Source organism: bacterium, from assembly GCA_029210965.1.
Classification (GTDB): Bacteria; BMS3Abin14; BMS3Abin14; order BMS3Abin14; family BMS3Abin14; genus JALHUC01.
The window spans coordinates 19,251-42,896 of sequence record JARGFZ010000009.1; the positions used below are offsets into that span (position 1 = coordinate 19,251).

At 55.3% G+C, this 23,646-nt stretch carries 18 protein-coding genes and 2 pseudogenes; 8 read left to right on the plus strand and 12 right to left on the minus strand.

Translation table 11 applies throughout. The annotated features are described in order from the left end of the window. Positions 1–26: 26 nt before the first annotated feature. The 3 genes and pseudogenes from P1S59_05495 (at position 27) to proX (ending at position 1,818) form a co-directional block, all read left to right on the plus strand. Positions 27–428, plus strand: a pseudogene (locus P1S59_05495) (hypothetical protein). Further along, a pseudogene (locus tag P1S59_05500) lies at positions 421–747 on the plus strand (proline/betaine ABC transporter permease ProW). The pseudogenes P1S59_05495 and P1S59_05500 overlap by 8 nt, the downstream one beginning before the upstream one ends. A 117-nt stretch (positions 748–864) precedes the next feature. Next, the gene (gene proX, locus P1S59_05505; GenBank protein ID MDF1525707.1) at positions 865–1,818 is read left to right on the plus strand and encodes a glycine betaine/L-proline ABC transporter substrate-binding protein ProX; all 954 of its coding nucleotides are present in this window, start codon (positions 865–867) and stop codon (positions 1,816–1,818) included. Positions 1,819–1,912: 94 nt separating this feature from the next. Here the strand turns inward: proX and phoU are convergent, their stop codons facing one another. From phoU to P1S59_05540, 7 genes are all read right to left on the minus strand, one after another. Beyond that, positions 1,913–2,614 carry a phosphate signaling complex protein PhoU gene (phoU, locus tag P1S59_05510; GenBank protein ID MDF1525708.1) on the minus strand — a complete coding sequence of 234 codons (702 nt, stop codon included), beginning with the start codon at positions 2,612–2,614 and terminating at the stop codon, positions 1,913–1,915. Between the two features lie 12 nt (positions 2,615–2,626). Continuing rightward, positions 2,627–3,505: a phosphate ABC transporter ATP-binding protein PstB gene (pstB, locus tag P1S59_05515; protein MDF1525709.1), complete on the minus strand. Its 879-nt coding sequence runs from the start codon at positions 3,503–3,505 to the stop codon at positions 2,627–2,629. A 17-nt stretch (positions 3,506–3,522) separates the two neighbouring features. Further along, on the minus strand, positions 3,523–5,205 hold the full coding sequence (pstA, locus tag P1S59_05520) for a phosphate ABC transporter permease PstA (protein MDF1525710.1): 1,683 nt from the start codon (positions 5,203–5,205) through the stop codon (positions 3,523–3,525). Then, on the minus strand, positions 5,202–7,802 hold the full coding sequence (locus tag P1S59_05525; GenBank protein MDF1525711.1) for an ABC transporter permease subunit: 2,601 nt from the start codon (positions 7,800–7,802) through the stop codon (positions 5,202–5,204). The genes pstA and P1S59_05525 overlap by 4 nt, the downstream gene beginning before the upstream one ends. Positions 7,803–7,908: 106 nt before the next feature. Continuing rightward, entirely contained in the window at positions 7,909–8,889 is a 981-nt protein-coding gene (locus P1S59_05530; protein ID MDF1525712.1) for a phosphate ABC transporter substrate-binding protein, read from the minus strand. A gap of 330 nt (positions 8,890–9,219) precedes the next feature. After that, positions 9,220–11,001 carry an ATP-binding protein gene (locus P1S59_05535; GenBank protein ID MDF1525713.1) on the minus strand — a complete coding sequence of 594 codons (1,782 nt, stop codon included), beginning with the start codon at positions 10,999–11,001 and terminating at the stop codon, positions 9,220–9,222. 108 nt (positions 11,002–11,109) lie between these two features. Continuing rightward, positions 11,110–11,799, minus strand: coding sequence for a response regulator transcription factor (locus tag P1S59_05540; protein MDF1525714.1), 690 nt, complete (start codon positions 11,797–11,799; stop codon positions 11,110–11,112). A gap of 107 nt (positions 11,800–11,906) precedes the next feature. Here P1S59_05540 and P1S59_05545 point away from each other — a divergent pair, with 107 nt between their 5' ends. From P1S59_05545 to P1S59_05560, 4 genes are read left to right on the plus strand one after another with little or no spacing between them, the layout of a single operon-like run. Then, complete coding sequence (locus tag P1S59_05545) at positions 11,907–12,107, plus strand: hypothetical protein (protein MDF1525715.1); 201 nt, start codon at positions 11,907–11,909, stop codon at positions 12,105–12,107. Next, positions 12,082–12,537 carry an HlyD family efflux transporter periplasmic adaptor subunit gene (locus P1S59_05550; protein ID MDF1525716.1) on the plus strand — a complete coding sequence of 152 codons (456 nt, stop codon included), beginning with the start codon at positions 12,082–12,084 and terminating at the stop codon, positions 12,535–12,537. Before P1S59_05545 ends, P1S59_05550 begins: the two co-directional genes overlap by 26 nt. Then, complete coding sequence (locus P1S59_05555; GenBank protein ID MDF1525717.1) at positions 12,534–13,463, plus strand: ABC transporter ATP-binding protein; 930 nt, start codon at positions 12,534–12,536, stop codon at positions 13,461–13,463. Before P1S59_05550 ends, P1S59_05555 begins: the two co-directional genes overlap by 4 nt. Next, positions 13,460–14,599, plus strand: a complete 1,140-nt coding sequence (locus P1S59_05560) for an ABC transporter permease (GenBank protein MDF1525718.1) — start codon at positions 13,460–13,462, stop codon at positions 14,597–14,599. Before P1S59_05555 ends, P1S59_05560 begins: the two co-directional genes overlap by 4 nt. A 48-nt stretch (positions 14,600–14,647) precedes the next feature. Here the strand turns inward: P1S59_05560 and P1S59_05565 are convergent, their stop codons facing one another. Next, positions 14,648–15,274: a DoxX family protein gene (locus tag P1S59_05565; GenBank protein ID MDF1525719.1), complete on the minus strand. Its 627-nt coding sequence runs from the start codon at positions 15,272–15,274 to the stop codon at positions 14,648–14,650. 312 nt (positions 15,275–15,586) lie between these two features. Between P1S59_05565 and P1S59_05570 the strand changes: the two genes are divergently transcribed. Further along, positions 15,587–17,035, plus strand: a complete 1,449-nt coding sequence (locus tag P1S59_05570) for a DUF438 domain-containing protein (protein ID MDF1525720.1) — start codon at positions 15,587–15,589, stop codon at positions 17,033–17,035. Positions 17,036–17,326: 291 nt separating this feature from the next. Here P1S59_05570 and P1S59_05575 read toward each other — a convergent pair whose 3' ends face one another. The 4 genes from P1S59_05575 to P1S59_05590 form a co-directional block, all read right to left on the minus strand. Next, positions 17,327–17,779: a DedA family protein gene (locus tag P1S59_05575; protein ID MDF1525721.1), complete on the minus strand. Its 453-nt coding sequence runs from the start codon at positions 17,777–17,779 to the stop codon at positions 17,327–17,329. A gap of 709 nt (positions 17,780–18,488) precedes the next feature. Beyond that, positions 18,489–21,689: a carbamoyl-phosphate synthase large subunit gene (carB, locus tag P1S59_05580; protein MDF1525722.1), complete on the minus strand. Its 3,201-nt coding sequence runs from the start codon at positions 21,687–21,689 to the stop codon at positions 18,489–18,491. Between the two features lie 327 nt (positions 21,690–22,016). Beyond that, complete coding sequence (locus tag P1S59_05585) at positions 22,017–23,168, minus strand: SO_0444 family Cu/Zn efflux transporter (GenBank protein ID MDF1525723.1); 1,152 nt, start codon at positions 23,166–23,168, stop codon at positions 22,017–22,019. A gap of 101 nt (positions 23,169–23,269) precedes the next feature. Continuing rightward, positions 23,270–23,626, minus strand: a complete 357-nt coding sequence (locus P1S59_05590) for a metalloregulator ArsR/SmtB family transcription factor (protein ID MDF1525724.1) — start codon at positions 23,624–23,626, stop codon at positions 23,270–23,272. Between the last annotated feature and the right edge of the window lie 20 nt (positions 23,627–23,646).

Below are 23,646 nucleotides of genomic sequence, written 5' to 3' on the forward strand. Positions count from 1 at the left end.
AAGCTCGCATTTCCCCAGGAGGGGGCATGAACCAGCAGGCGCAGCCATCACCAAGAGAGCATCATTTCTACGTTGCGATAGCCAAGTTCCTTTTCCACCATCCGGAGCATGGCATCGTATCAGTGCGGGACCCGATCAAGATCAAGGACGCAGAGCGATACGGGCTCAGCCCGCTCATACTTTATGGATTGACCGTTGCCGGGTTACCCATTCGGTGGATGACCTTCACCCCAGTCGATCAACCCAGGCCCTTCCGGGATGTTCTTTTGGATGCGTGGCGTAACGCCGAGGGTTTGCGTGGCCGACCGGACATCCTGCGGATCAACCGCCACATCGCGACGGCCAGCCCTGAACTGGTAGGGGAAATGGCAGAAATCAGAGTCCAGATCGAGGTCGCCGATGCCAGGGAGAAATCCCTTCCAGCTTCCCGTGGCGGCGGGAACCATCATGGCGGGCATCAATCAAACCTTGATGCTCGCGCTTTCCATGGTGGTCATCGCCTCCATGATATCGGTGGGCGGACTGGGCCAGATGGTCCTGCGGGGCATCGGACGTTTGGACATGGGCCTTGCGGCCGTAGGCGGCATCGGCATCGTCGTTCTCGCGATCATAATAGACCGGCTCACCCAGGCCATAAGGGGGCCGTCTGCCAGGCGCGAACTTGGCAAGTGGTACACCAGGGGACCGGCGGGCGTAGTCAGGAAGATGTTCAGCGCGAAACCTGTCGCAGCCCGACAGGCAGGATAAACGGATAACGCCCCTTTGGGGGGCGACATGAAAAGAACGTGGATAACGAGTGACACAAAGAGGAGATAAAATCATGAGAGAAGTGAGAAATATTGGGCAAATCATGACCTGTGCCTGATGGTAGTGGCGTTCCTCGGCATCAGCATGCCTGCCTTTGCCAAGCCCACAGTTCAGCCGGTTTGGGGCAACATCGCCGAGGAATGGTTCCAGAACGAGATCATTTTCCGGGGTCTGGAGAAGATGGGCTACGAAGTAAAGACTCCACTCGAGGTGGAGATCACCGTGGCCCATGTTGCGGTGGGTAACGGCGATGCCGACTTTTACGCAGTCCACTGGGATCCCCTCCAGACCGCCTTCTACGAGAAAGGCGGCGGGGACAAGACCATGACCAAGGTCGGCACCATCGCCAGCGGAGCCCTGCAGGGGTACCTTATCGACAAGGCAACCGCCGACAAGTACAAGATAACCTCTGTGGACCAGCTCAAGGACCCCAAGATCGCCAAACTTTTCGACACCAACGATGATGGAAAAGCCGACCTTACAGGATGCAACCCCGGGTGGGGATGTGAGAGAGTCATCGAACATCATCTCAAAGCCTATGATCTGGCCGGCACCGTGAAACACAACCAGGGTTCCTATTTCGCCCTTATGGCCAACACCATAACCAAGCACAAGAACGGCGAACCGATCCTCTACTACACATGGACGCCCCTTTGGGTTTCAGGCATCCTGGTCCCGGGAGAGAACGTCCAGTGGCTGACCGTTCCACGTACCGATCTTCCGGGAGGCGAGGAGGGCGCGAACACCCTTCTGCCCGATGGCCGTAACGTGGGTTTCTCGGTCAACAACATCAGGATCCTTGCCAACAACAAGTTCCTGGCGAAGAATCCTGCGGCCAAAAAGTTCTTCGAAATGGTCCAGATCCCCATCAACGACATCAGCGCCGAGAACCTGATGATGAACAAGGGCGAGGACTCCATGAAGGACATTCGCCGGCACGCCAACGACTGGATCAAGGCCAACCAAAGCACTTTCGACAAGTGGGTGGCCGAAGCCAAAAAACTCATGTAGGAAAACCTTTCATCAGCAGTAGAAAAGGCCCGCCTTTGAAAGGCGGGCCTTTTTCGCGGAACCCAGGTTCCGATCTAAAGAGATATCTGGAGACCTAATTCTTCCTTAACCGCTTGGTTTGCAGATCGCCGGTGCTGAAATCCTCAGCCAGATGCCTGATGATCTCCCCCTCCACAAGGTAGACGACATCCTCGGCGATGTTGGTGGCGTGGTCGCCGATGCGCTCGAGGTGCCGGGTGGCGGAAAGGGTGTGAATAAGGGCCTCGGCACGATCCGGGATCTTCCTGATCGTTTCATAGATGACCTTGAACGCTTCCCGGTTCATCTCGTCCACTTCGTCGTCCATCTTGATGACCTTCACGGCCAGGGGTACGTCCATGTTGACGAAGGCGTCCAGGCTCATGCGGAGCATCTCCTGGGCCTTGTCGGCCATGGTCGGCAGGTCCACGGGAAGGTTGAGGGGCGGTTCGCCGCACAGGAAGGTTGCCCTCTCGGCAAGGTTTACGGCAGTATCGCCGATACGCTCAAGCTCGTTGTTGGTTCGAAGTGCCGATATGATAAAGCGCAGGTCGATGGCTACCGGCTGGTGGAGAGCCAGTATCTTCAGACCTTCCTCCTCCAGGTCCACTTCCATCTGGTCGATACGCTGATCTGAGTCAATAACCTCCTGAGCCAGAACACAGTCACGGTTCTCAAGGGAAAGGACTGCCTTGGTTAGGTTTTCCTCCACCACAGCCATTAGCTCTAGAAGCATTTTCTTGAGTTTTTCGATCTCCTTGTGCAGAAGAAGGGTCATTGTCTTTCTCCTTTAACCGAAACGCCCGGTCACATAGTCCATGGTATCACGAAGGTGAGGCCGGACGAAGATCCTGTCCGTGGGGCCGTACTCGATGAGGTGCCCCAGGTACATGAAAGCCGTGTAATCGCTGGTGCGGGCTGCCTGCTGCATGTTGTGGGTCACGATGAGGATGGAGTAGTCACCTTTAAGCTGTTCGATAAGGTCTTCGATCTTGTTGGTAGCGATAGGGTCGAGGGCTGAGCACGGTTCGTCCATGAGAAGGACCTCCGGTTCGGCTGCGATGGCCCGGGCGATGCACAGCCGCTGCTGCTGGCCGCCTGACAGGCCAAGAGCGCTCTCGTGGAGCCGGTCTTTTGTCTCTTCCCAGATGGCCGCCCCTTTCAGGCTCGTTTCGCACACCTCATCGAGAATGTCCTTGTTGCGCTCACCATCGATGCGCAAAGGATACACGACGTTTTCGTAAATACTCATGGGGAAAGGGTTGGGCTTTTGAAACACCATGCCCATGCGCTTTCGCAGTTCGATGACGTCCACTCCCGGATCGTACATCGGTTCTCCGTTAAGCAGGATATCACCACTGATCCGGACCGTGGGAAGCAGGTCGTTTATGCGGTTGACCGATCTCAGCAGAGTCGACTTGCCGCATCCTGACGGACCAATGAGGGCAGTGACAAGTCCTTTGGATATCTTCATGTCCACATCAAAGAGAGCCTGTTTTTCCCCGTAGTGCAGGTTGAAATCTTTTATCTCGAGGATCGGTTCTTCCGTGTCCAGTTCGTCGTGAACGTCGGTGGGAAAGGATTGCCCTTCAGCTATGAGAGCAAGTCGGCTTGCCTTCTCACCGCCGCTGCTCAGGTTAACTTCTGTGTTTTGCTGTTGTTCCAACATCTGTAAATTCCTTTTCTTTAAAACGTTGCGGACTCGAACTTTTTTCGCAACCTGGTCCTGAGTCGTACCGCCACCACGTTGAGGAGAAACACGATCCCGATGAGCAGGAGGGTCGTGGTGAAGACCATCGGTTTGGCCGCTTCGCTGTTCTGGCTCTGGAAACCCAGGTCGTAAATGTGAAAACCCAGGTGCATGAAGCTTCGCTCGGCGTGAATATAGGGGAAGATCCCGTCTATGGGCAGTTCCGGCGCCAGTTTGACGGCACCCACCAGCATTAGCGGTGCCACCTCCCCGGCACCCCTTGCCATGGCAAGGATCATTCCCGTCATGATGCCGGGCATGGCCCGGGGAAGGATGATGCGCTTTATGGTCTGCCATTTACTCGCCCCGCAGGCGTAGGACCCTTCCCGCATGGAGTTGGGGACCGCCGCGAGGGCCTCCTCCGTGGCTACAATAACCACCGGCAGGGTCAGCAGGGCCAGGGTCAGGGCCGCCCACAGGACCCCGCCCTTACCAAAGGTCGGGTCGGGCAGATGCTCTGCGAAAAGCAGCTGGTCCAGGGAGGCGCCGATGATGTAGCAGAAAAACCCGAGACCGAAGACGCCGAAAACGATGCTTGGCACACCAGCAAGGTTATTGATGGAGATGCGGACGATACTGATCATGGTCCCTGCCCTGGCGTACTCCCTCAAGTACAGGGCTGCCATAACCCCGAAGGGCATCACCGCCAGGGACATGATGAGGGTCATGACCACGGTCCCGAAGATGGCCGGAAAGACTCCTCCCTCACTGTTGGCTTCCCGGGGTTCGTCTGTCAGGAACTCGGTCCAGCGGGACAGGTAGATCCCCACCCGGTCGGCAAAATTCAGGCTGTTGGCCGGATAGGCCCGGACGATATCGGCAAGGGGAACCTGTTTCTCCTGTCCCTGGGCGGTTTCCATCACCACGATGTAGCGGCTGTTGGACCGGTTCAAGGCATCGATCTGCTGGCGGATCGATTTAAACTCCTCGGAGGCCCTGCTCTCAGCGGCTTCATACTCCTTCGTTGCCATTTCCCAGGAGGGAGACCCCTGACCGCTTTTGAGTTCGGCGCTCCTGATGGCCAGCCTGGCCTTTTCCAGCGTGTGATTGATCTTTCCGACATTCACAGTTTCGAGCCTGCGCCTGCGGTCCCTTCGATCGCTGACCTCGCCATGGAACTCTTTGTATTTCCGGTAGATCCCGGCCGGTTCATCGGCTACAGTCTGGCCGTCAAAAATGAACGCCTTGGGGAACCCGTAGAAGATCCCCCACTCTGTCCGCTCAACCACCAGAGCCCACGGGGGAAGGGTCCGGCCTGAGATGGAGCTGTCCTCGATCCACCGGAAATGCTCACCGGTCAGGTCGAAGTTGCCGGTCCTCACAAGCTTTCGCCCGCCCATTTCACCATCGCCGTAAATTTCGGCACGAGCGACCTCTCCCATGACAACCTGACCATCTCCGGTTTCAAAACGCGGCAGCTCGGAGGGCCAGAAAGTACCCATGCCCTGGTAAAACACAAGGATCAAAAGGCCGACGATCATGAGCAGGGAGATGATGAGCCCGCCGCCGGTGAGCCACACCATGGGCTCGCCCTGGCTGAAAAGGGAGGTGCTGGAACGTTTCCACCGCCGGCCCTGGGTCGTTGGGGTCTTTTTAGGATCATCACTTTTAGCTGTCATAGTTCACTGGCCCGTTTCCTGAATCTCAGCCGCACGATCTCGGCGAAAGTGTTTAATACAAAGGTCATGAGGAAAAGAACAAGGGCCGCCAGGAACAGGGTCCGATAATGGGTGCTGTTTACCACAGCTTCGGGCAGCTCCACGGCGATATTGGCAGACAGGGTCCTGAAACCGTTGAAAATATTCATATCCATGATGGGAGTGTTGCCGGCAGCCATGAGGACGATCATGGTCTCGCCCACAGCACGGCCCAGGCCGATCATGATGGCCGAAAAGAGTCCGCTCATGGCGGTGGGGATGATGATCCTTGTGGCCGTCTGCCAGGGAGTCGCGCCTGCTCCGAGAGACGCGGACCGGAGGTGATCCGGTACGGCGGAAAGGGCATCCTCGCTGATGGTGTAGATGATGGGGATAATGGCAAACCCCATGACAAATCCGACGATGAGGGAGTTTCGCTGGACGTACGTCCCGAAAACACCACCCCTCGGATCGAGGCCAAGGAGGCTGAGGATCCCGCCGAGGATCCCTGACCCGGCCAGGATGGCAAGGGCCGTTAACCCGAAACGCGACAGGTCAAACCAGGCGCAGCGGGTCCTGGACCAGTCAGCAGTCAGGCGCCGGACCCAGAGGCTGACCTTGACACCGCTGAGCCATGCGGCGGCCAAGGCCGTGACCGGCAGCATGAGAAAAGTCCAGGCTCCCCAGGTCCCAGGCAGCTGCCCGTCCAGCCAAGAAATGACATCCCCGCCGAAGCAGATCGTTTCGAGGCCCGGTGCCAGAACCATGGCCAATCCCATACCCAGGGGCACGGGCAGGAAGATGAACCAGAAACGAAAGCTCTGCATCCTGATGGACCACCCGTGAGGCAGGAGCTGCCACAGGTAGGCACCCAGAAGGAACGACAGGGGCATGGTCACGAAAACAGCCATAAAAACGGTGAGCAGGTCAGCCACCACCGGGGCGAAGACGAGAGCCGCCAGGAAGCCCAGGACAACACTTGGGAGGCTGGCCATGAGCTCGACCACAGGTTTGACCCGGCTCCGGATCCGCGGAGTGAGGAACTCACTGGTGAACACCGCCGCCATAAGGGCAATGGGCACTCCGAAAAGCAGGGAGTAAAGGGTTGCCTTGAGGGTGCCGAAGATAAGGGGGATAAGACCGAACTTGGGTTCAAAGTCATCCGTGGCGGCTGAAGACTGCCAGACGTGTTCCGGGACGGAGGCCCCCTCGTACCATACAGGCAGCAGGAGGGAGCCGAAGGTCGTCTCAGGGTGCCTGGGATCAAGGTCCCAGCGTGCCATGGTGTCCCGGTAACCTGCCAGCACAGCGTCGTCCCTGGGAGCAAACATCATGGAGAGAACGGGGCCGCGTGCTGTTGATGGCTTGAGAGCACCCAATCTTTTATGACTGGTGACGTGAAAGATGTCCGCCGAACCGTCTTCGCGTCCCACACCGATCATCCTCATCCTCGAAGATGACGCGATGGCTGTTACAGGCGAGTCCCCTTTAAACTCGTGGGCCGTGACCAGCCTGAGGTGATCTTCGTCGGACCCCGGAACCGTGCTTGATGTCCTGGCCGGGAACCATGCCCGGACGGTCCCAGCTGAATCCCCGGTCAGAAGGGTGGTCCGGCCGAGAAGAAAACGCAGGACAGTGAGGGTCTCATCGGGGTCTTCCACCAGATCCACGACTTCCTGGACGTAAGGCCGGTCAAAATCCCGCGTGTTGTAACGGACCAGGGTCCCGTCCGGCCAGGCGACGCTGGCCGAGTCCCCGAGGCCGGCCAGGGTAAGAAACGCCGGTAGATCCTTCCGGTCTGCGGCGATAAAGGGAAGAGAGGCTGACTCGGTGGAAAAGGTCAGCTCCCCCGTGAGCATGTTCTCCCGTTCCTCTGCCCTCACCAGGCTGAAGGTGCGGTCCTCGTGGAAGACCACGTATACACGGTCAGCGCCGTCAGTGATCTGGTCCACAAGCATGACGGGAGTGTCAGAGTCTCCGGGAACAGGTTCGGAGAAGGAAACCGTGAGCCGCTGGGTGCGGAACTGGTCCCGTGAGATCCTCTGGACCATGGCGTTCCCGATCCTGCCGATCTCTTCCGTGGAAAAAGACCTTACCGTATCATCCACCTCATCGAGGTCCAGAAAACCTGTTTCGAAAGTTACCTTGCCGAAAACAACTTCCCCGTTCTCAAAACCCAGGATGGTGTCGGAAGATGTGAGGGAAAAGGATGCCGCGGTGATCTTCCTATCCGGAAAGATTTGACGTTCCTCGAGGATCGCCCCGTTGTCGAGACCCAAAGCAATGATCCGGCCGTCGGGAAGGAGACTGAATAACATTGTCCGGTATTCATCCGCCTGGGTATGAAGGGGTCTGATCTGCTCGTAAGGCGGCCTGAAGTTCTGCTCAGATCCCACGCTGGCAGGCCTGAGGAGGGGAAGGACAACCCATAATAAAAGGAAGAACACAGTTGATATCGCGACAACGGTCCCGATGCCGCCGACGGTGATGATCCACTTTGAAAGGACGTCACCAGCCTTGACGGTCCAGGGTGTTTCTTTTTTACGTTTCCTGCCTGAAAACTTGACCCGATCGCTCATGCATGGATTCCCGGTGTAAGGATAAAAAGCGGGCGGCGGCCTGACTCGCCGCCGCCCATTTTAACAACAAGCTCGTGGATTGATAACTAAATTATCAGGTGTTGTTCTATTTTATACCCACGGACTCGAGAGCCTGATCAGCGATCCTGGCAGATACGGGAAGGTACCCGTCTTTTACGACCACTTCCTGTCCCTGCTTGCTGAAAATATATTTCACGAACTCCTTGCGAAGAGGATCCAGGTCGCTTCCGGGCTTGAAGTTCACGTATACATACAGGAACCTGGCCAGGGGATACTCACCGCTGTAGGCGTACTGAGACTCAGCCGGGATGAACTTTCCGCCCTCTTTCCTGGCCAGGGGAACGACACGCACGTCGGCGGTCCTGTAACCGATGCCGGAGTACCCGATGCCGCCCAGATCCGTAGCCACGCCCTGAACCACGGCGGAGGAACCAGGCTGCTCCTTGACGGAGTCCTTGTAATCTCCCTTGCCCAGGACGTTATCTTTGAAATAACCGTAGGTGCCGGAAGCGGAGTTTCGGCCATAGATGGATACCGGCAGGCTTGCGAACCTGCCCGTAAGCCCAAACTGACCCCAGTTGTTAAGGTCTTTGGAAAAACCCATCTTTCTGGTCTTGGAGAAGACCGCGTCCACCTGGGGGAACGACATGCCCTTGATGGGGTTGTCTTTGTTCACGTACACAGCAAGCATGTCGATGGAAGTAGGCAGCGCGACCGGCTTGTAGCCGAACTTGCCCACGAACTCGTCGATCTCTTTGTCCTTCATCTTCCGGCTCATGGGCCCGAAGTTGGAGGTGCCGGCGATAAGGGCCGGAGGAGCGGTGGAAGAGCCCTTGCCCTCGATCTCCACCGAAACGTTGGGGTAGACTTTTTTGAAGCCCTCGGCCCACAGGGTCATGAGGTTGTTCAGGGTGTCGGAGCCCACGCTCTTGATGGAACCGGAGACACCTTTGACCGGCATGTAGGTGGGGAGGTTCTTGTCCACCATTGCGTCTGCGGCCGCAATGCCCGCAAAAGCCAGGCAGACGATGACAGTCAGCGTTGTGATAAGTGCTCTTTTTTTCATTTTTTTCCCTTTCTTCTCATTTTAATTTTAACCTGTTTTTCTTTCTTTGGGTCCGGCATGAACCGGACCGCCGATTGAATTTTTATCTTACAAATCCAATAATGGGCCTTAAATGTTAGGAAATTGTTAAGGAGAGGTTAAAAGGAGGTAAGGGGAAACAGTGCACAAATGCAGAAGTGCACACGCACACCGAGCGGAATCCCGGCGCAGAAGGTTTTAGTCAGTGCAGAAGTGCAGAAGTGCACCCGATGCATGTGCACACTCTCTGTTTGAATTTTGATTTTGAAATTGATTTTGGATCTTGGATCTTGGATTTTTGATCAGGGTAAGTCACGATGGCAGAGTGATCGTAAACGTACTCCCCTTTCCAGGGCGGCTGGTGACGCTCACCTCGCCGTTGTGGACCTGGGCGATGTGCTTGACGATGGCGAGGCCCAGGCCGGTGCCTCCGAGGGTGCGGCTCCTTGCCTTGTCAACCCTGTAGAAGCGCTCGAAGAGCCTTGGGATGTGAACGGCCTCGATGCCGGCTCCCTCATCCTTGACACTTACCATGACACCGCCATCCGCGGCCCGGCATTGTACGGTAACCGTTCCACCTGTCCCGCTGAACTTGACCGCATTGTCCAGAAGGTTGATGAGGGCCTGGACCAGCAGGGACGGGTTGATAGGGCACATCAGTTCGCCGGGACAGTTGATCTCCACATTTATTTCCTTCTCCTCGATTCCCGTGTGGCACGCTTCCACCGCCTCTTCAATGACCTCCCGGATACGGCCCTCCTCGAGGTAGACCTGCCCAGTCTCGGCCTCCATCTCGATCTTGGAGAGGCTGAGGAGATCCTCCACAATGGCGTTGAGGCGATCGGAGTGTTTCCCGATGATCCCCAGGAACCGCCGGGCTGTCTCCTGGTCCTCGAGGGCGCCGTCGAGGAGGGTCTCCACGAACCCCTTGATGGAGGTGATGGGGGTGCGGATCTCATGAGAAGCGTTGGCCACAAATTCACGGCGTATATTTTCCAGACGCCTGATATTGGTGACGTCGTTTAAAACCACCAGGGTGCCGATCCGTTTTCCGCTGACATCGGTAAGGGGAGCTCCGTGGGCCTGGAGGCTCCGTTCGCCGCCGCTGTAAAGGGAGATCTCATCCTCCACAGGTTCCATGCTCCCAAGGGTTTTTGAGACGAACCTCTGCAGGGCCGAGTTCCTGATGACCTCCTGGATGGGCCTGTTAAGGGCCGTTTCATGCCTGACACCCAGAAGGTCCGAGGCGGCCTGGTTGAGGCTGATGAGGTTCTCACTCGTGTCAAAGGCCAGGACCCCTTCCACCATGCTGGATAAAACCGCCTCCAGTTCGTTTCTCTGGTTGACCACCGTACGGATGCGGTCATCGAGCTGCCGGGCCATGCTGTTCATCTCTTCGGCCAGCTCGGCGAATTCCTCCGTGGAGGAGAATCTGAGCCTGGTGCCAAAATCACCGTCCGCGTATCTTCTCACCCCGTCCCGCATCTCCCGCAGGGGCGATGTGATGCGCCTCGAAAGGAGGACGGTTGTGATCACGATGAGCAGGCCCGCCGCCATGACTCCCAGGGTCAATCGCAGCCTGACCGACCACAGGGCCTGGGTCATGGTGGAAACCGGGACGGCGACACGCATGATCACCACGATATTGGAGGGCCCCTCCATGGGAACGGCGACATACATAAGGGGTTTTTCCAGGGTGTAGCTGTAACGGATGGATGAGCCGGCCGCACCGCCTATGGCTTTTTTGATCTCGGGGCGTGTGGAGTGGTCGTCCATTTTCCCGGGATCCTCGTCGGAATCGCAAAGGACCCGGCCTGAGGAGAGGACGACAGTGACCCGGGTGGAGGTACGAACAGCAAAATCACTGCACCAGCTGCTCAGTTTCGGGTTGGTGTCCAGGAAATCCTCGGTTTCGAGAGTGGCTACCGCACTTCGCGCCGCGGCGTAAGCCATGGACTGAAGATCATTCGATTTCTGGCTGTAGAAGAACCGCGTCATCTCCCGGGCGCCCAGCCACAAAACTCCGGCCAGGGCCAGGGCCATGACCAGCAGATATGTAGGGAGAAGTCTGTAGATAAGGCGTTTGCGGGACAAAGCAGACCCTCAAAAATAGAATGATGAATAGTGAAGGACGAAGGATGAGTAAATACGCTCGGGAAAATTGGGCCTTTCTTCCACCTTCCTCCTCCCTTATTCGTTAAGTTATTCCTTGAATCGATACCCCACTCCCCGGACCGTTTCAATAACATCCCCGAAATCGCCCAGTTTTTTGCGCAGGCCCAGGATGTGGACGTCTACGGAACGTTCCGTCACATGGTAGTCGTTACCCCTGATATTATCCACTATCTGGGACCTTGTGAACACCCATCCCGGACGACGCACCAGAAATTCCAGAATGTTGAACTCGGTAAAGGTCAGATCTACAGAATCCCCTCCTGAGGTGACCTCTCGTCTGCCCGGGTGGATGTATATCCCGTGGTGGTCGATAGCCCCGTCAGGCGATTGGCCGGGATCGCTCTCGGCACGGCGAAGAACATTCCTGATCCTTGCCACGAGCACCTTCGGGCTGAACGGTTTGAGGATGTAATCGTCGGCACCAAGTTCCAGACCCGAGACGATGTCGGCCTCCTCTCCTTTGGCTGTCACCATGATCACCGGTATCGAGGAGGTCGCTTCAGTGCTCTTTAACTTCCTGCATGCGTCGAGGCCGTTCATTCCGGGAAGCATCAGATCCAGGAGAACGATATCCGGCTCCCAGGAAGAAGCCTGTATGAGACCGTCCTCAGCTGAACCCACCAGCTTAATGTCGTACCCTTCCCGGTCCAGGTTATAACGGATCAGTTCCTGGATATCTTCGTCGTCTTCGATAAGCAGTATTCTTTCCTTAGCCATATATTTCTCTCCACCCTGATCATAATACCTTTTTACCAGTGGTGGTGTTAAATTCTGGTTAAGTTCTGATCTCTGATAGAATTGGAACAGGAAAGGGAGGTTTTTCAGTGAAGAGGATCGCTGTTTTCCTATTCATTATTACCGCGATCATTGTTTCGATCCTGGCCCTCGCATATTTTAAGGCCTTCCAGATCGAAGCGTCTGCTGAAGGGGTATACCAGGGTTACATTGAGGGAGATTATCTCTATATTTCGTCCCCTGTGGGCGGTAAGGTTGTCAATCTTGCCGTTGAAAAGGGAGGCAGCTAAAAAGGACATTGAGGGAGCAAAGGCGGCCCTTGACAAGGCGCAGTGGTATTTGGCTCAAACAAAAGGTATCTCACCTGGCTCTGCCCGCGTCGTGGACGTTCTCTATGCTGAGGGAGAGTTTGTCCCGGCAGGTGCACCAGTGGTTTCGCTGCTGCCGCCGGAGAGAGTCAAGGTGAGGTTTTTCGTGCCGGAGTCCATGCTTTCCGCCATTAATACAGGCCTGAATGTTGACATTGCACGTGACGGTGCCGAGCAGGTGCTTGCTGGAAAAATCAGCTACATTGCCCCCTATGCCGAGTACACACCTCCCCTGATCTACAGCAAGGAGAACCGTGAAAAGCTGGTATTCATGGTAGAGGCTTCTTTTAATCCCCCTGCCGCTGAAGATCTGAATCCCGGCCAGCCGGTGGAGGTCAGCATATCCAAATGAGAGTTGAAGAAAAGCCTGTTATTGATGTTTACGATCTGAAAAAGAGTTTTGGCGGCAAACCGGCTGTTAAAGGGATATCCCTGAAGGTCGGGCGGGGGGAGATATTCGGTTTTCTTGGACCTAACGGGAGCGGCAAGACCACGACCATTCGGATGCTGTGCGGCCTGATGAAACCCGATGGGGGACATGGCAGCTGTCTCGGCTTTGACGTGCTGACTGAAATGTCGAAGATTAAGGAGAACGCCGGGTACATGACCCAGAACTTTTCCCTTTACGAGGATATGACGGTGGGCGAAAACCTGGATTTCATGGCCCGTCTTTACGGTATTCCCAACAGAAAGGATGTTGTCGCTGAAAACCTTTCACAGCTGGGAATGACTGGGAACAAAGATCAACTGGCGGGGACTCTCTCCGGGGGTTGGAAGCAGCGCCTGGCTCTTGGAGCATGCATGATCCATAACCCGCAGCTGCTGCTCCTCGATGAGCCGACAGCCGGCGTCGACCCGAAGGCACGGTTCGATTTCTGGAACAAGATACATAAACTGTCAGCGGAAGGTGTGACAATACTCGTCTCTACTCATTACATGGACGAGGCAGAGCAGTGTCACAAACTGGGTTATATCGTTGCAGGCGAACTGCTCACGGAAGGAAGTCCGGAAGAGGTGATCAAAAAATCCGGTCTTGTGACCTGGAGGGTGGCCGGCCCCGATATCTGGTTGCTCTCCGAAAAAATTTCCGGGCTGCCGGCAGTGGCACAGGTGACGGTTTGTGGAACGGAGCTGCATGTAAGCGGATATGACGAGGAGGCCTTGCATAGGGACTTGAAACCGTTCATGGACGGGAAGTGGGCTTTCGAAGTCTCCAAACCTGGCGTGGATGATGTCTTTGTAAGCCTCATGAAACAAAGAGGTGACGAGGGGCTATGAAGGGCCGTAGTTTTTCACCGGCAAGGTTCTGGGCAATTATCGTCAAGGAGTTTATCCAGATGAGGCGGGACAGGCTCACCTTCGGTATGATGGTCGGCATCCCCCTGATGCAGATCATCATCTTCGGTTATGCCATCAACTTCGACCCAAAAAATCTTCCTGTAACGGTTGTCTCCGCTGATAACAGCGTTTTCTCCCGTGACCTTGTTTATGCCATGGAAAACAGCGGTTATTTTCGAATCACAGGGACAGCGGCAAGTAAAAAGGAAGCCGCAAAACTTCTCGACCTGGGTGATGTCCAGTTCATTTTGAATATACCGGAAAACTTCGGCCGCAAGCTGCTTAAAGGTGAACGTCCCGCAATACTGCTGGAAGCAGACGCAACCGACCCGGTTGCCACAGGCAGCGCTATGGCCGCCATGAGCGTTATCGCACAGAAGGTGTTCGACCGGGATTTAAAAGGGCCGCTAGGTTACTTACAGGCTGGGCAGCCACCTTACAGGCTGGTCATTCATAAAAAGTACAACCCCGAAGGGGTGACGCAATATAACATCATCCCGGGCCTGATGGGCATCGTGCTTACCCTGACGATGGTGCTCATCACCGGCGTGGCCATCACTCGCGAGCGTGAACGGGGAACCATGGAGAACCTCCTTTCCACACCGGTGCGCCCCATAGAGGTCATAACGGGCAAGATCATTCCCTACATCATTATCGGGTACCTCCAGGTAACGCTTATTCTCCTCGCGGCACATTACTTCTTTCACATCCCCATGGTAGGCAGCGTTCCTCTGTTGTTACTGGTTTCGCTGTTTTTTATCGTGGCCAACCTTTCCATGGGCATCACATTTTCCACCATCGCTAAAAACCAGATGCAGGCCATGCAGATAGCCTTTTTCTTCTTTCTTCCCTCGCTGATGTTGTCCGGTTTTATGTTCCCTTTTCGCGGTATGCCGGAATGGGCCCAGTGGATAGGCTCCGCATTGCCGCTTACCCACTACTTGCGGATCGTTCGCGGTATTTTCCTTAAAGGAAACGGTTTCTCGGAGGTACTCGTCCACCTTTGGCCTATTGCCCTTTTTATGTCCATCGCAATTACCGTGGCGGTCGGCAGGTACCGGGAGACCCTGGATTGAGGACTGTTCCCTTCTATTTTATCCATTGTGCGCGGGTTATTTTAATCCTCAGGACTCTCGACTGCTATTGATCCCCCATCTTTGCCTGAGATCCGGCCATGCCACCAGGTAGATAACACCGAACAGGAGGAAGATATCCCTGATGAGCGCGGATCTCAGAGAGGGCGGCGCTTCCTCAGGCTCCGAACAGGTTTCCTCAGCGCCGTTGCCCTCTTCTACCGTTTCAAGGAAAATCCCTGGTTCGTTGAAAAGGCTGCTCCCATCACCGGGGATATCGAGGATCGACGCCGTCTCAGACTTTTCAGCCAGGGATGTTTCAGCGGTAGAAAAACAACCGCAGTCGATCTCCAGCCCCACTGCCACACCGTAGCCCAGGACTCCGGTGAACATGACCATCATGGCCAGGATCCCCAGGAGGGCCCAACGCTTGTTCAGCAGGGTACCGAAACCCACCACCACCTCCAGGGCAGGCAGTCCAATGGCGGCGCAGGGAAGCAGGACAGCAGGCAGGATACCGTAGGCTGCAATGGACTGGCTAAAACCAGCTATATCGGCAAGTTTCGTGGCGCCTGTATAAAGGAAAAGACCTCCCATAAACAACCGGAAACTGTGAAAGATCCAGGGTGTCAGGAGGAAACGGGGCAAACTGTTTTTCATGGGGGATATGCTTTCCATTTCAGACGGGATCATTTTCCCATTGCCTTTCCATGTCAAGGAGGAAAACCCGGAGTGTATTTTAAGATAGCCCAAGGTCCAAAGTCCAATGTCCAACGGGGAAAATAAGACTTTGGGACTAACACTTTGGGACTAAGTACTTGTCTCAGACTCAGTCTATGTCTTAGACTACCCTCCCGACACCTGTTTGACTAATATCAACGCACTGGATCCTGAATCTGCTATTCTCTAATAGCTAATAGGACTTTTCCTCACCCCCACCTCGGTCCTCCCCTTTCAAGGGGGAGGAAGAATAAGGAATAGGGCTATAATATGAAACTGGACAAAAAAACGAAGATCCTCGACCTGTTGGAAACGAACCCCGACCTTATAGACCTCCTGGTGACGTTATCGCCGGAATTTACAAAACTCAAAAACCCCCTCCTGCGAAAGACTCTCGGCCGCTTTGCCACTTTAGAACACGCGGCCCAGACCAGCGGTGTGCCCTTCGAGGAGTTGTCCAGAAAGATCGCCGAGGCCATGATCCACAGTCCGGGGGGTGCTAAAGACCAAACCACTCCCGCTACCCGGGAGGAAAAGTCCCAACGTATGGAAGCCCTCAAGGACATCGTCAGAGGCCTCCACAAGGGGATAGCCCCCGAGACACAGAAAGCCCGCTTTGCCGAGATGCTGAAAGAGGTATCCGCATCAGAGATCGCCGAGATGGAACAATCCCTTATCTCGGAGGGGATCAGCGAGGAAGAGATCAAGAACCTGTGTGATGTCCATGTCCAGGTCTTCGCCGAGTCCTTCGAGGGGGCCGAGCCGCCACAGGTCCCCGCTGGCCACCCCGTGGACACTTTCCGGAGGGAGAACGAGGCGCTGGGTGAGGTCGCCGTGGGGATCCAAAGCATCCTCGCAGATACCGGCCCCTCACCCGGCGACAAGACCAGGGCAGAACTGACCAGCCTTTTCAGGGATCTGGCCCAGATCGAAAAACACTACCTGCGCAAGGAGAACCAGCTGTTCCCCATGCTGGAAAAGCATGGAGTCAGCGGGCCATCCAAGGTCATGTGGGCCCTGCACGACGATATACGGGCGGTACTTAAGGAAATCTTACGGGCTGTGGAGGCCGGCGACTGGACCACGGTAAGCTCGGAAGGTCCGGGGCTCATCACCGTCATCGTTGACATGATCTACAAGGAGGAGAACATCCTCTTCCCCATGGCCATGGAAACCCTCTCCCAAGCCGATTGGGGGCGAGTTTTTGAGGGGAGCGAGGAGTTGGGGTTTGCCCTCATCGAAAGTGACCCCAGCTGGCAGCCGGAATCAGGTCCAATCAGCGAGACTCCTCCGCCCCGAACCGGCCGAGGCCAGGCGCCCCTGTGGCTGTCCACCGGTGGCCTGAATCCGAAACAGCTGGACCTTATCCTCACCAGCCTTCCGGTAGACATTACCTTCGTGGACGCCCAGGACAAGGTCCAGTACTACTCGGCCCAACCGGACAGGATCTTCCCCCGCAGCCCCGGCATCATCGGCCGTGAGGTGCAGAACTGCCATCCGCCGTCCAGCGTCCACGTTGTCCAGGAGATACTGAATGACTTCCGCGAAGGGAAGAGAGACGCCGCCGACTTCTGGATCCAGATGGGCGGCAAGTTCATCCTCATACGCTACTTCGCTATCCGGGATAAGGAGGGCGAATATGAGGGGTGCCTGGAGGTCAGTCAGGATGTTACGGACATCCGGGCGCTGGAAGGGGAGAAACGATTGCTGGATGGGTGAATACCCGGAAGACCGCCCGACACGGAGATTCGGTGATACGGCGACACGGGGAGGATCCGGTTGGTCGAATGAGCGACTTGTCGAAAAAGCATAATCAAAAACTGGCTTTAACAGGGATGAAGGGGATAAAAGGGATGGGTTTAATCCTGGAATCCCCTTTTGTTTGAGGACCACCACCGCCGCTGACTCGGGTCCGGGATTTCACCTTGACACCTAGACACTTCGTTACTGCTCTCTCCCCTTTCCCCGCGTCCCCTCTTCCCCGCGTCTCCCCGTCCGCTCTCCAGCCCCTCACCTTCCCTCCACCACCTTCAGCACCACCCAGGTGGCCACCCCGTACCGGAACAGTTTTCCTCCACCAACGAGCAGGAAGAACCGCCAGAAGTTTATCCGCAGGATCCCCCCCACGAGGCACAGCGAATCCCCGATAAAGGGCACCCATGAAAGAAACAAAGTCCAGGAACCGTATCGCTTATAAAATCTTTGTGCCTTTTCCCTGGCCTCGTCGTCCACCCTGAGGATTCTTTTTATCAGAAAGGCGCCCCCGTAAATCCCGACGGCGTAGGTCGTCAGGGCCCCCAGGGTGTTGCCGGCGGTGCCCACGGCCACTGACACGACCGGATCGTATCCCTTGAGCAGAAGAGCCACCAAAAGCCACTCAGACCCAAGGGGCAAAACGGTGGAGGCCAGGAAACTCAGAGCAAAAAGGGCCACCAGCCCATGTTCGGGGGTTAAAAAGTCCACGGGGAAAGGTATACGTGAAAACCCTGTAAAACAAAAGTTTGAATCCGGAAGTCCGTAACCGGTATGGCGGTGCTGGGTGCTGTATCGACCTGTTCGCTTCCGTCTTCGCTTTCAGCTACGACGTGACAAGTCGCGAACGAAACGGAGTATCGGGGTGTCGGGGAAAGAACCACCGTCCACTCTGTCATTGCGAGGAGCGTGGGTGCGTAAAAGCATTGCAAAGCTTACTTATCACAGCGCAGCCACGTGAAGGCTACATCACAGGGTTTCACGGGGTTAGACATTTTCTCCTTCACCTGCCTTCTCCCACGGGAGCTTCGGTGAAGGGGATAGTCTCAGATTTTTTGATTCCTCAGTCTGCCCTGAATCCCGCCAATGGCGGGACCGAAGGGTGTTCTCAGTGTCCTCTAGTGAGTCACATTATTGAAGCGAGTGACAAACGGGTGGTGAAAAAAATGAGGTTTTGTTTCATTGCATGATTTAACTCTGTGAAACCCTGCCTGCCCCGAGCTTGTCGAGGAGAGCAAGCGAAGCGCGTCGATGGGTGTACCCTGTGGTTAATTAAGCTTTTAGAATTTGACCGTTACCGGAGTGGTGAAAGCAGGGCTCATTTGAAGGTACTCATTTCCCGGATGAGCCTCTTGATTTATTCTGTGTTCTACATTCCCTGCTCTGAGCCTGGTCGAAGGGTACGTTCTACATTCTGCCTTTACTTTATATCAGCATGATACGCCTGCAGCGATCTGACAACGCCCTTGCCCTGTCTTTGTTCCTCGATCCCGCGAACAGCGGCAAGCGCCGCGGTTGCCGTGGTGATAAAGGGGACCTTGTAGTTAATGGCTGCTTTTCTGATATACGAATCATCATCGGCACTCGTCTTACCGCTTGGCGTGTTGATGAGCAGCTGAATCTCCCTGTTTTTGATGGCGTCTACTATGCTCGGCCGTCCCTCATGGTACTTCTTTATGGTCCCGGACTCGATACCCTTATCCTTAAGGAACCTGGCAGTACCGCCCGTACAGAGGAGGGAGAACCCCAACTGGACGAACTTCCTCGCCACCTCAACGATAGCGTTCTTGTCCCTATCCGTTACTGTAATGAGCACCGTCCCCTCTGTGGGAAGAGGGGACAGGGCCGCCTCCTGGGCCTTGCAGTAAGCAAGTCCGAAAGACGGGTTCATACCAAGAACTTCACCGGTGGATCTCATCTCGGGTCCGAGAACAGGGTCCTCTTCGGGAAACATGTTGAAGGGAAAGACCGACTCCTTCACACCGTAATGGGGAATACGCCGATGCTCAAGTTCCATATCCTCGATCTTTGCCCCCAGCATGACCCTCGTAGCGATATTAGCCATGGAGATGTTGCACACCTTCGAAACAAGGGGAACGGTCCTTGACGCCCTTGGGTTGGCCTCCAGAACATAGACCGCGTCCTCACTGATGGCGTACTGGATGTTCATGAGTCCCACCACGTTCAGCTCTATGGCGATCTTTTTCGTGTAGTTCACGATGGTCTCAATATGTTTTTCCGGGATACTGATCGGGGGAATGACGCAAGCCGAATCCCCGGAATGGACACCCGCAAGCTCGATATGCTCCATGACAGCAGGTACAAAGGCATCCGTGCCATCCGCGATGGCGTCAGCTTCTGCCTCGATGGCATCCTCTAAAAATTTGTCGATGAGGATGGGACTGTCCGGTGTAAGATCCACCGCCTGAGAAACATATGCCAGGAGCATCGCCTCGTCTCTTACGATCTCCATGGCCCGTCCGCCCAAAACGTAGGAGGGCCGCACCATAAGAGGGTAGCCGATCCTGTCGGCAACACTGAGAGCTTCCTCCAGGTCGCCGGCCATCCCTGATTCAGGCATCGGGATCCCCAACTTTTCCATCATCTTACTGAAACGGTCTCGGTCTTCAGCAAGATCAATGGCCTCCGGGGAGGTCCCGATGATGGGAAGGCCAGCATCCAGAAGTTCCCGGGCTATATTAAGAGGTGTCTGGCCCCCGAACTGAACGATCACTCCCTCGGGCTTTTCTTTTTCATAGATGGAAAGAACATCTTCCACTGTCAGAGGTTCGAAGTACAACTTATCCGATGTATCGTAATCGGTAGAAACGGTTTCAGGGTTGCAGTTGACCATAATGGACTCCAGCCCCTCTTCGCGAATGGCCAAGGCGGCGTGGACACAGCAGTAGTCGAACTCGATCCCCTGGCCGATCCGGTTGGGGCCCCCGCCCAGGACCATGATCTTGCGCCGGTCACTTGCTCCTATAGCGTCTGGAACGTTATAGGTGGAATAGTAATACGCCGCATCCTCGACCCCGCTCACTGGTAGTGGCTGATAACCTGGGACAAGACCAATGGCTTTTCGCCGCTGCCGTACTTCCTTCTCAGAAATTTTCAGAAGCATGGCCAGGTACCGGTCGCTGAAACCATCCTTTTTGGCTTTTTCAAGGAGGTCATCCGGCAATACACCACCCTGGTATTCCAGGATCTCCTCTTCCAGAACCACCAGTTCCTTCATCTGCTCAATGAACCAGGGTTTGATGTGTGTCTTTACGCTGAGGTCGTCCACCGAGGCCCCCTTACGCAGGGCTTCGTACATGATAAACTGGCGTTCACTGGATGGCTCGGCCAGAAGCTCCATAAGCTCTTTCAGGTTGCGGTCGTTAAAATCCTTCGCAAAGCCCAGACCGTACCTTCCGATCTCCAGGGAACGGATGGCCTTAAGAAAAGCCTCTTTATAATAGCGGGCAATGCTCATGGCTTCTCCGACTGCCCTCATCTGGGTACCCAGTTTGTCAGGAACATCTGTGAACTTTTCAAAAGCCCACCTTGGGAACTTGACCACAACATATTCACCCCAGGGCGCGTAGTTTTCCAGTGTTCCGCCTTTCCAGTAGGGCATGTCGTCCAGGGAAAGCCCCCCGGCCAGTTTGGATGAGATGAGGGCAATGGGAAATCCTGTGGCCTTGGAAGCAAGAGCGGAGGATCTGGAAGTCCGTGGGTTGATCTCAATGACTACAACCCGGCCGGTTTTCGGATCGTGGGCGAACTGGACGTTGGTACCGCCTATGACCTCTATGGCTTTCACGATGCGATAGGAGAAATCCTGGAGCTTTTCCTGCAGGTCAGGATCGATGGTGAGCATGGGGGCCGTACAGAAGGAATCCCCGGTGTGCACACCCATGGCGTCAACGTTTTCGATAAAGCAGACGGTGATGATCTGGTTCTTCCCGTCACGGACCACTTCGAGTTCCAACTCCTCCCAACCGAGAACCGATTCTTCCACCAGGACCTGGTTGACCAGGCTGGCCGCCAATCCCCTGCCTGCGATAACCTCAAGCTCCTCCCGGTTGTAAACCAGTCCACCGCCAGTCCCCCCCATGGTATAGGCGGGGCGAAGGACCACAGGATATCCAAGCTCCAAAGCAAACTGTGCCGCCTCCTCGACGGTGGTCGCGATCTCGCTTTTGGGCAGTTCAAGACCCAGGCGTTCCATTGTTTCCTTGAAAGCGAGGCGGTCCTCTCCCCTTTCAATGGCATCTACACCGACTCCAATGATCCTGACTCCGTTTTCCTTGAGCACTCCCTGGCGTGAGAGTTCAGAGGAGAGGTTCAAACCCGATTGCCCTCCAAGGTTGGGAAGGAGAGCATCGGGCTTTTCGATCTCGATTATTTCTTTCATCCGCTCCACAGTGAGAGGTTCTATATAGGTAGCGTCCGCCATACCGGGGTCGGTCATAATAGTTGCGGGATTGGAATTTGCCAGGACGATCTCGTATCCGAGGGAACGGAGGGCTTTACAGGCCTGGGTCCCCGAATAGTCGAACTCACAGGCCTGACCGATGACAATGGGACCTGATCCAATGATCATAATTTTACGGATGTCGTCATAAGTGGGCATATACCCCTCCAGTACAGGAATTTGGTGTTATGTTTGGGGTTTGAAGTTTGATGTTGCGATCAGGCCTTAACGGTACGGTGCATCTGTGCCTGTGGTTTCAGGTTCCAGGTTTTGGATTCAACCTCAAGCCTCAAACGTCAAACTACAAACCAGGTTTTTGAGCTTTGGACTTATTTCCCTCAGGCCGTCTCGGAGAATCATTTCCAGGAGGGGACATAGTAGACTATATTGGAGGAGGAGCGGTGTTGTCAAACAAGCTCGTAATAGCAGTGGTAAGAGAGGGTACTGCGCCCTGCCTATTACTATTACTATTGCTATTTGTTGTACTTAACTTCCTGTTTTACACTCATCCGAACATCCGCAGCCCGAGACGGCTGTCTCATTCATGGCAGGCCGCACCTTCTCCATCAAACCCTTGAGGGACCGAGCCAGGGGCTTCACCGAGACAACTATCAGGATCAGAGCCGCTGCGTACTGAACCGGGGCAGGAATGAGTTCGGCTGCCTGACCCACCGCAGCCTTGGCGGTGATCCCGGACAAGTCGTAGATCCAATCAAGAGCAAGGCCTGCCAGGACGCTCACTACAGCGATGGCCCCAAGATATATACCGACCGCCCTTTTGCCCAGCAGGCCTACAAGGACCGAAAGAGAGGCGATGTTGGTAGCAGGGCCCACCAGCAGAAATACCAGCGCCGCCCCGGGGCTCACTCCCTTCAGGATGAGTGCTGCTGCGATAGGGGTGGAGGCGGTTGCGCATATGTAAAGAGGTATCCCCACCAGGAGCATGAGCAGCATAGCCGAAAGGCCTTCACCCAGGTAGGAGGTAATAAACTCATCAGGTACCAGAGCCGTAATAACACCGGCCAGGAGAAGACCCACCGCGAACCATCCCGCAAGGTCTCCCCAGAGTTCCCCGAAAGCGTACTTCAATCCGCCTGACAGTTTTTCCGAAAATGAATGATGGTTGTTGTGCTCAATCGAATCGCAGGTTTCTCCATCGCAGCAGCCATCTACCGGGCAGCTGTTGTCGATATCCCCTTCCTTCAGAACCTCGACACCGCCAAACACAGCCTGGGCTATACCGGCAACAAAAGCAGTCACGAAAGCAACAAGTGGTCTGGCTATCGTCATAAGAGGATCGAGGAGCGCCCAGGAAACAGCGATGGAATCGATTCCGGATTCCGGGGTGGATATGAGGAAAGCCGTAGTAGCTCCCCTGCTCGCCCCCTGTTTGCGCAGTGACGCTGCAGCCGGAAGAACACCGCAAGAACACAGGGGGATGGGAATCCCCAAAAGCGCGGCTTTAAATACAGGAAGGAAACGTCCCTGCCCAAGGTTCCGCCCTATGTAATCGGTGGAAAGGAACATTTTGAGCAGCCCCGCCACCAGGATCCCGAAAAGGATGTAGGGGGAGGCATCCAGAAGAAGGGAAAACGTCTCGTTAAGGACGCTGATGGTGAAACCGAGGATGGTTGACATTTAACTATACCTCCATGTGAACGGTGAACTGTGAACTAGAAACCAGAGATCAGTTCCTCGGTATTTTCTATTCACTTTTCACGATTCACTTTTCACGGATTTTATTCCCTCACATGCTCTAACGCCATGTTGATGAGTTGGCTGACATGTTGGTCGTTAAGACGATAATAAAGGATCGTTCCCTCTCTTCGATTGATCACAAGGTCCAGGTGCCGGAGTATCCTCAACTGATGACTGACAGCCGATTCCGTGATCTCAAGAAGTGCGGCCAGGTCGCATACGCACAACTCGCCAGGCTGTAGAGCCCACAGAATGCGCAGGCGTGTAGGATCCCCCATGGCCTTGAAGGTACGCGTCACAAGATCAACATCTTCCACTCCGAGGGAATTTTCCCTTGCCTTATCGATCTTTTCCTTGTGAATAACCCTGGTTTCACACAGGTCAGACGGTTTTGACATAACGTCCCCTTATTGTTTAT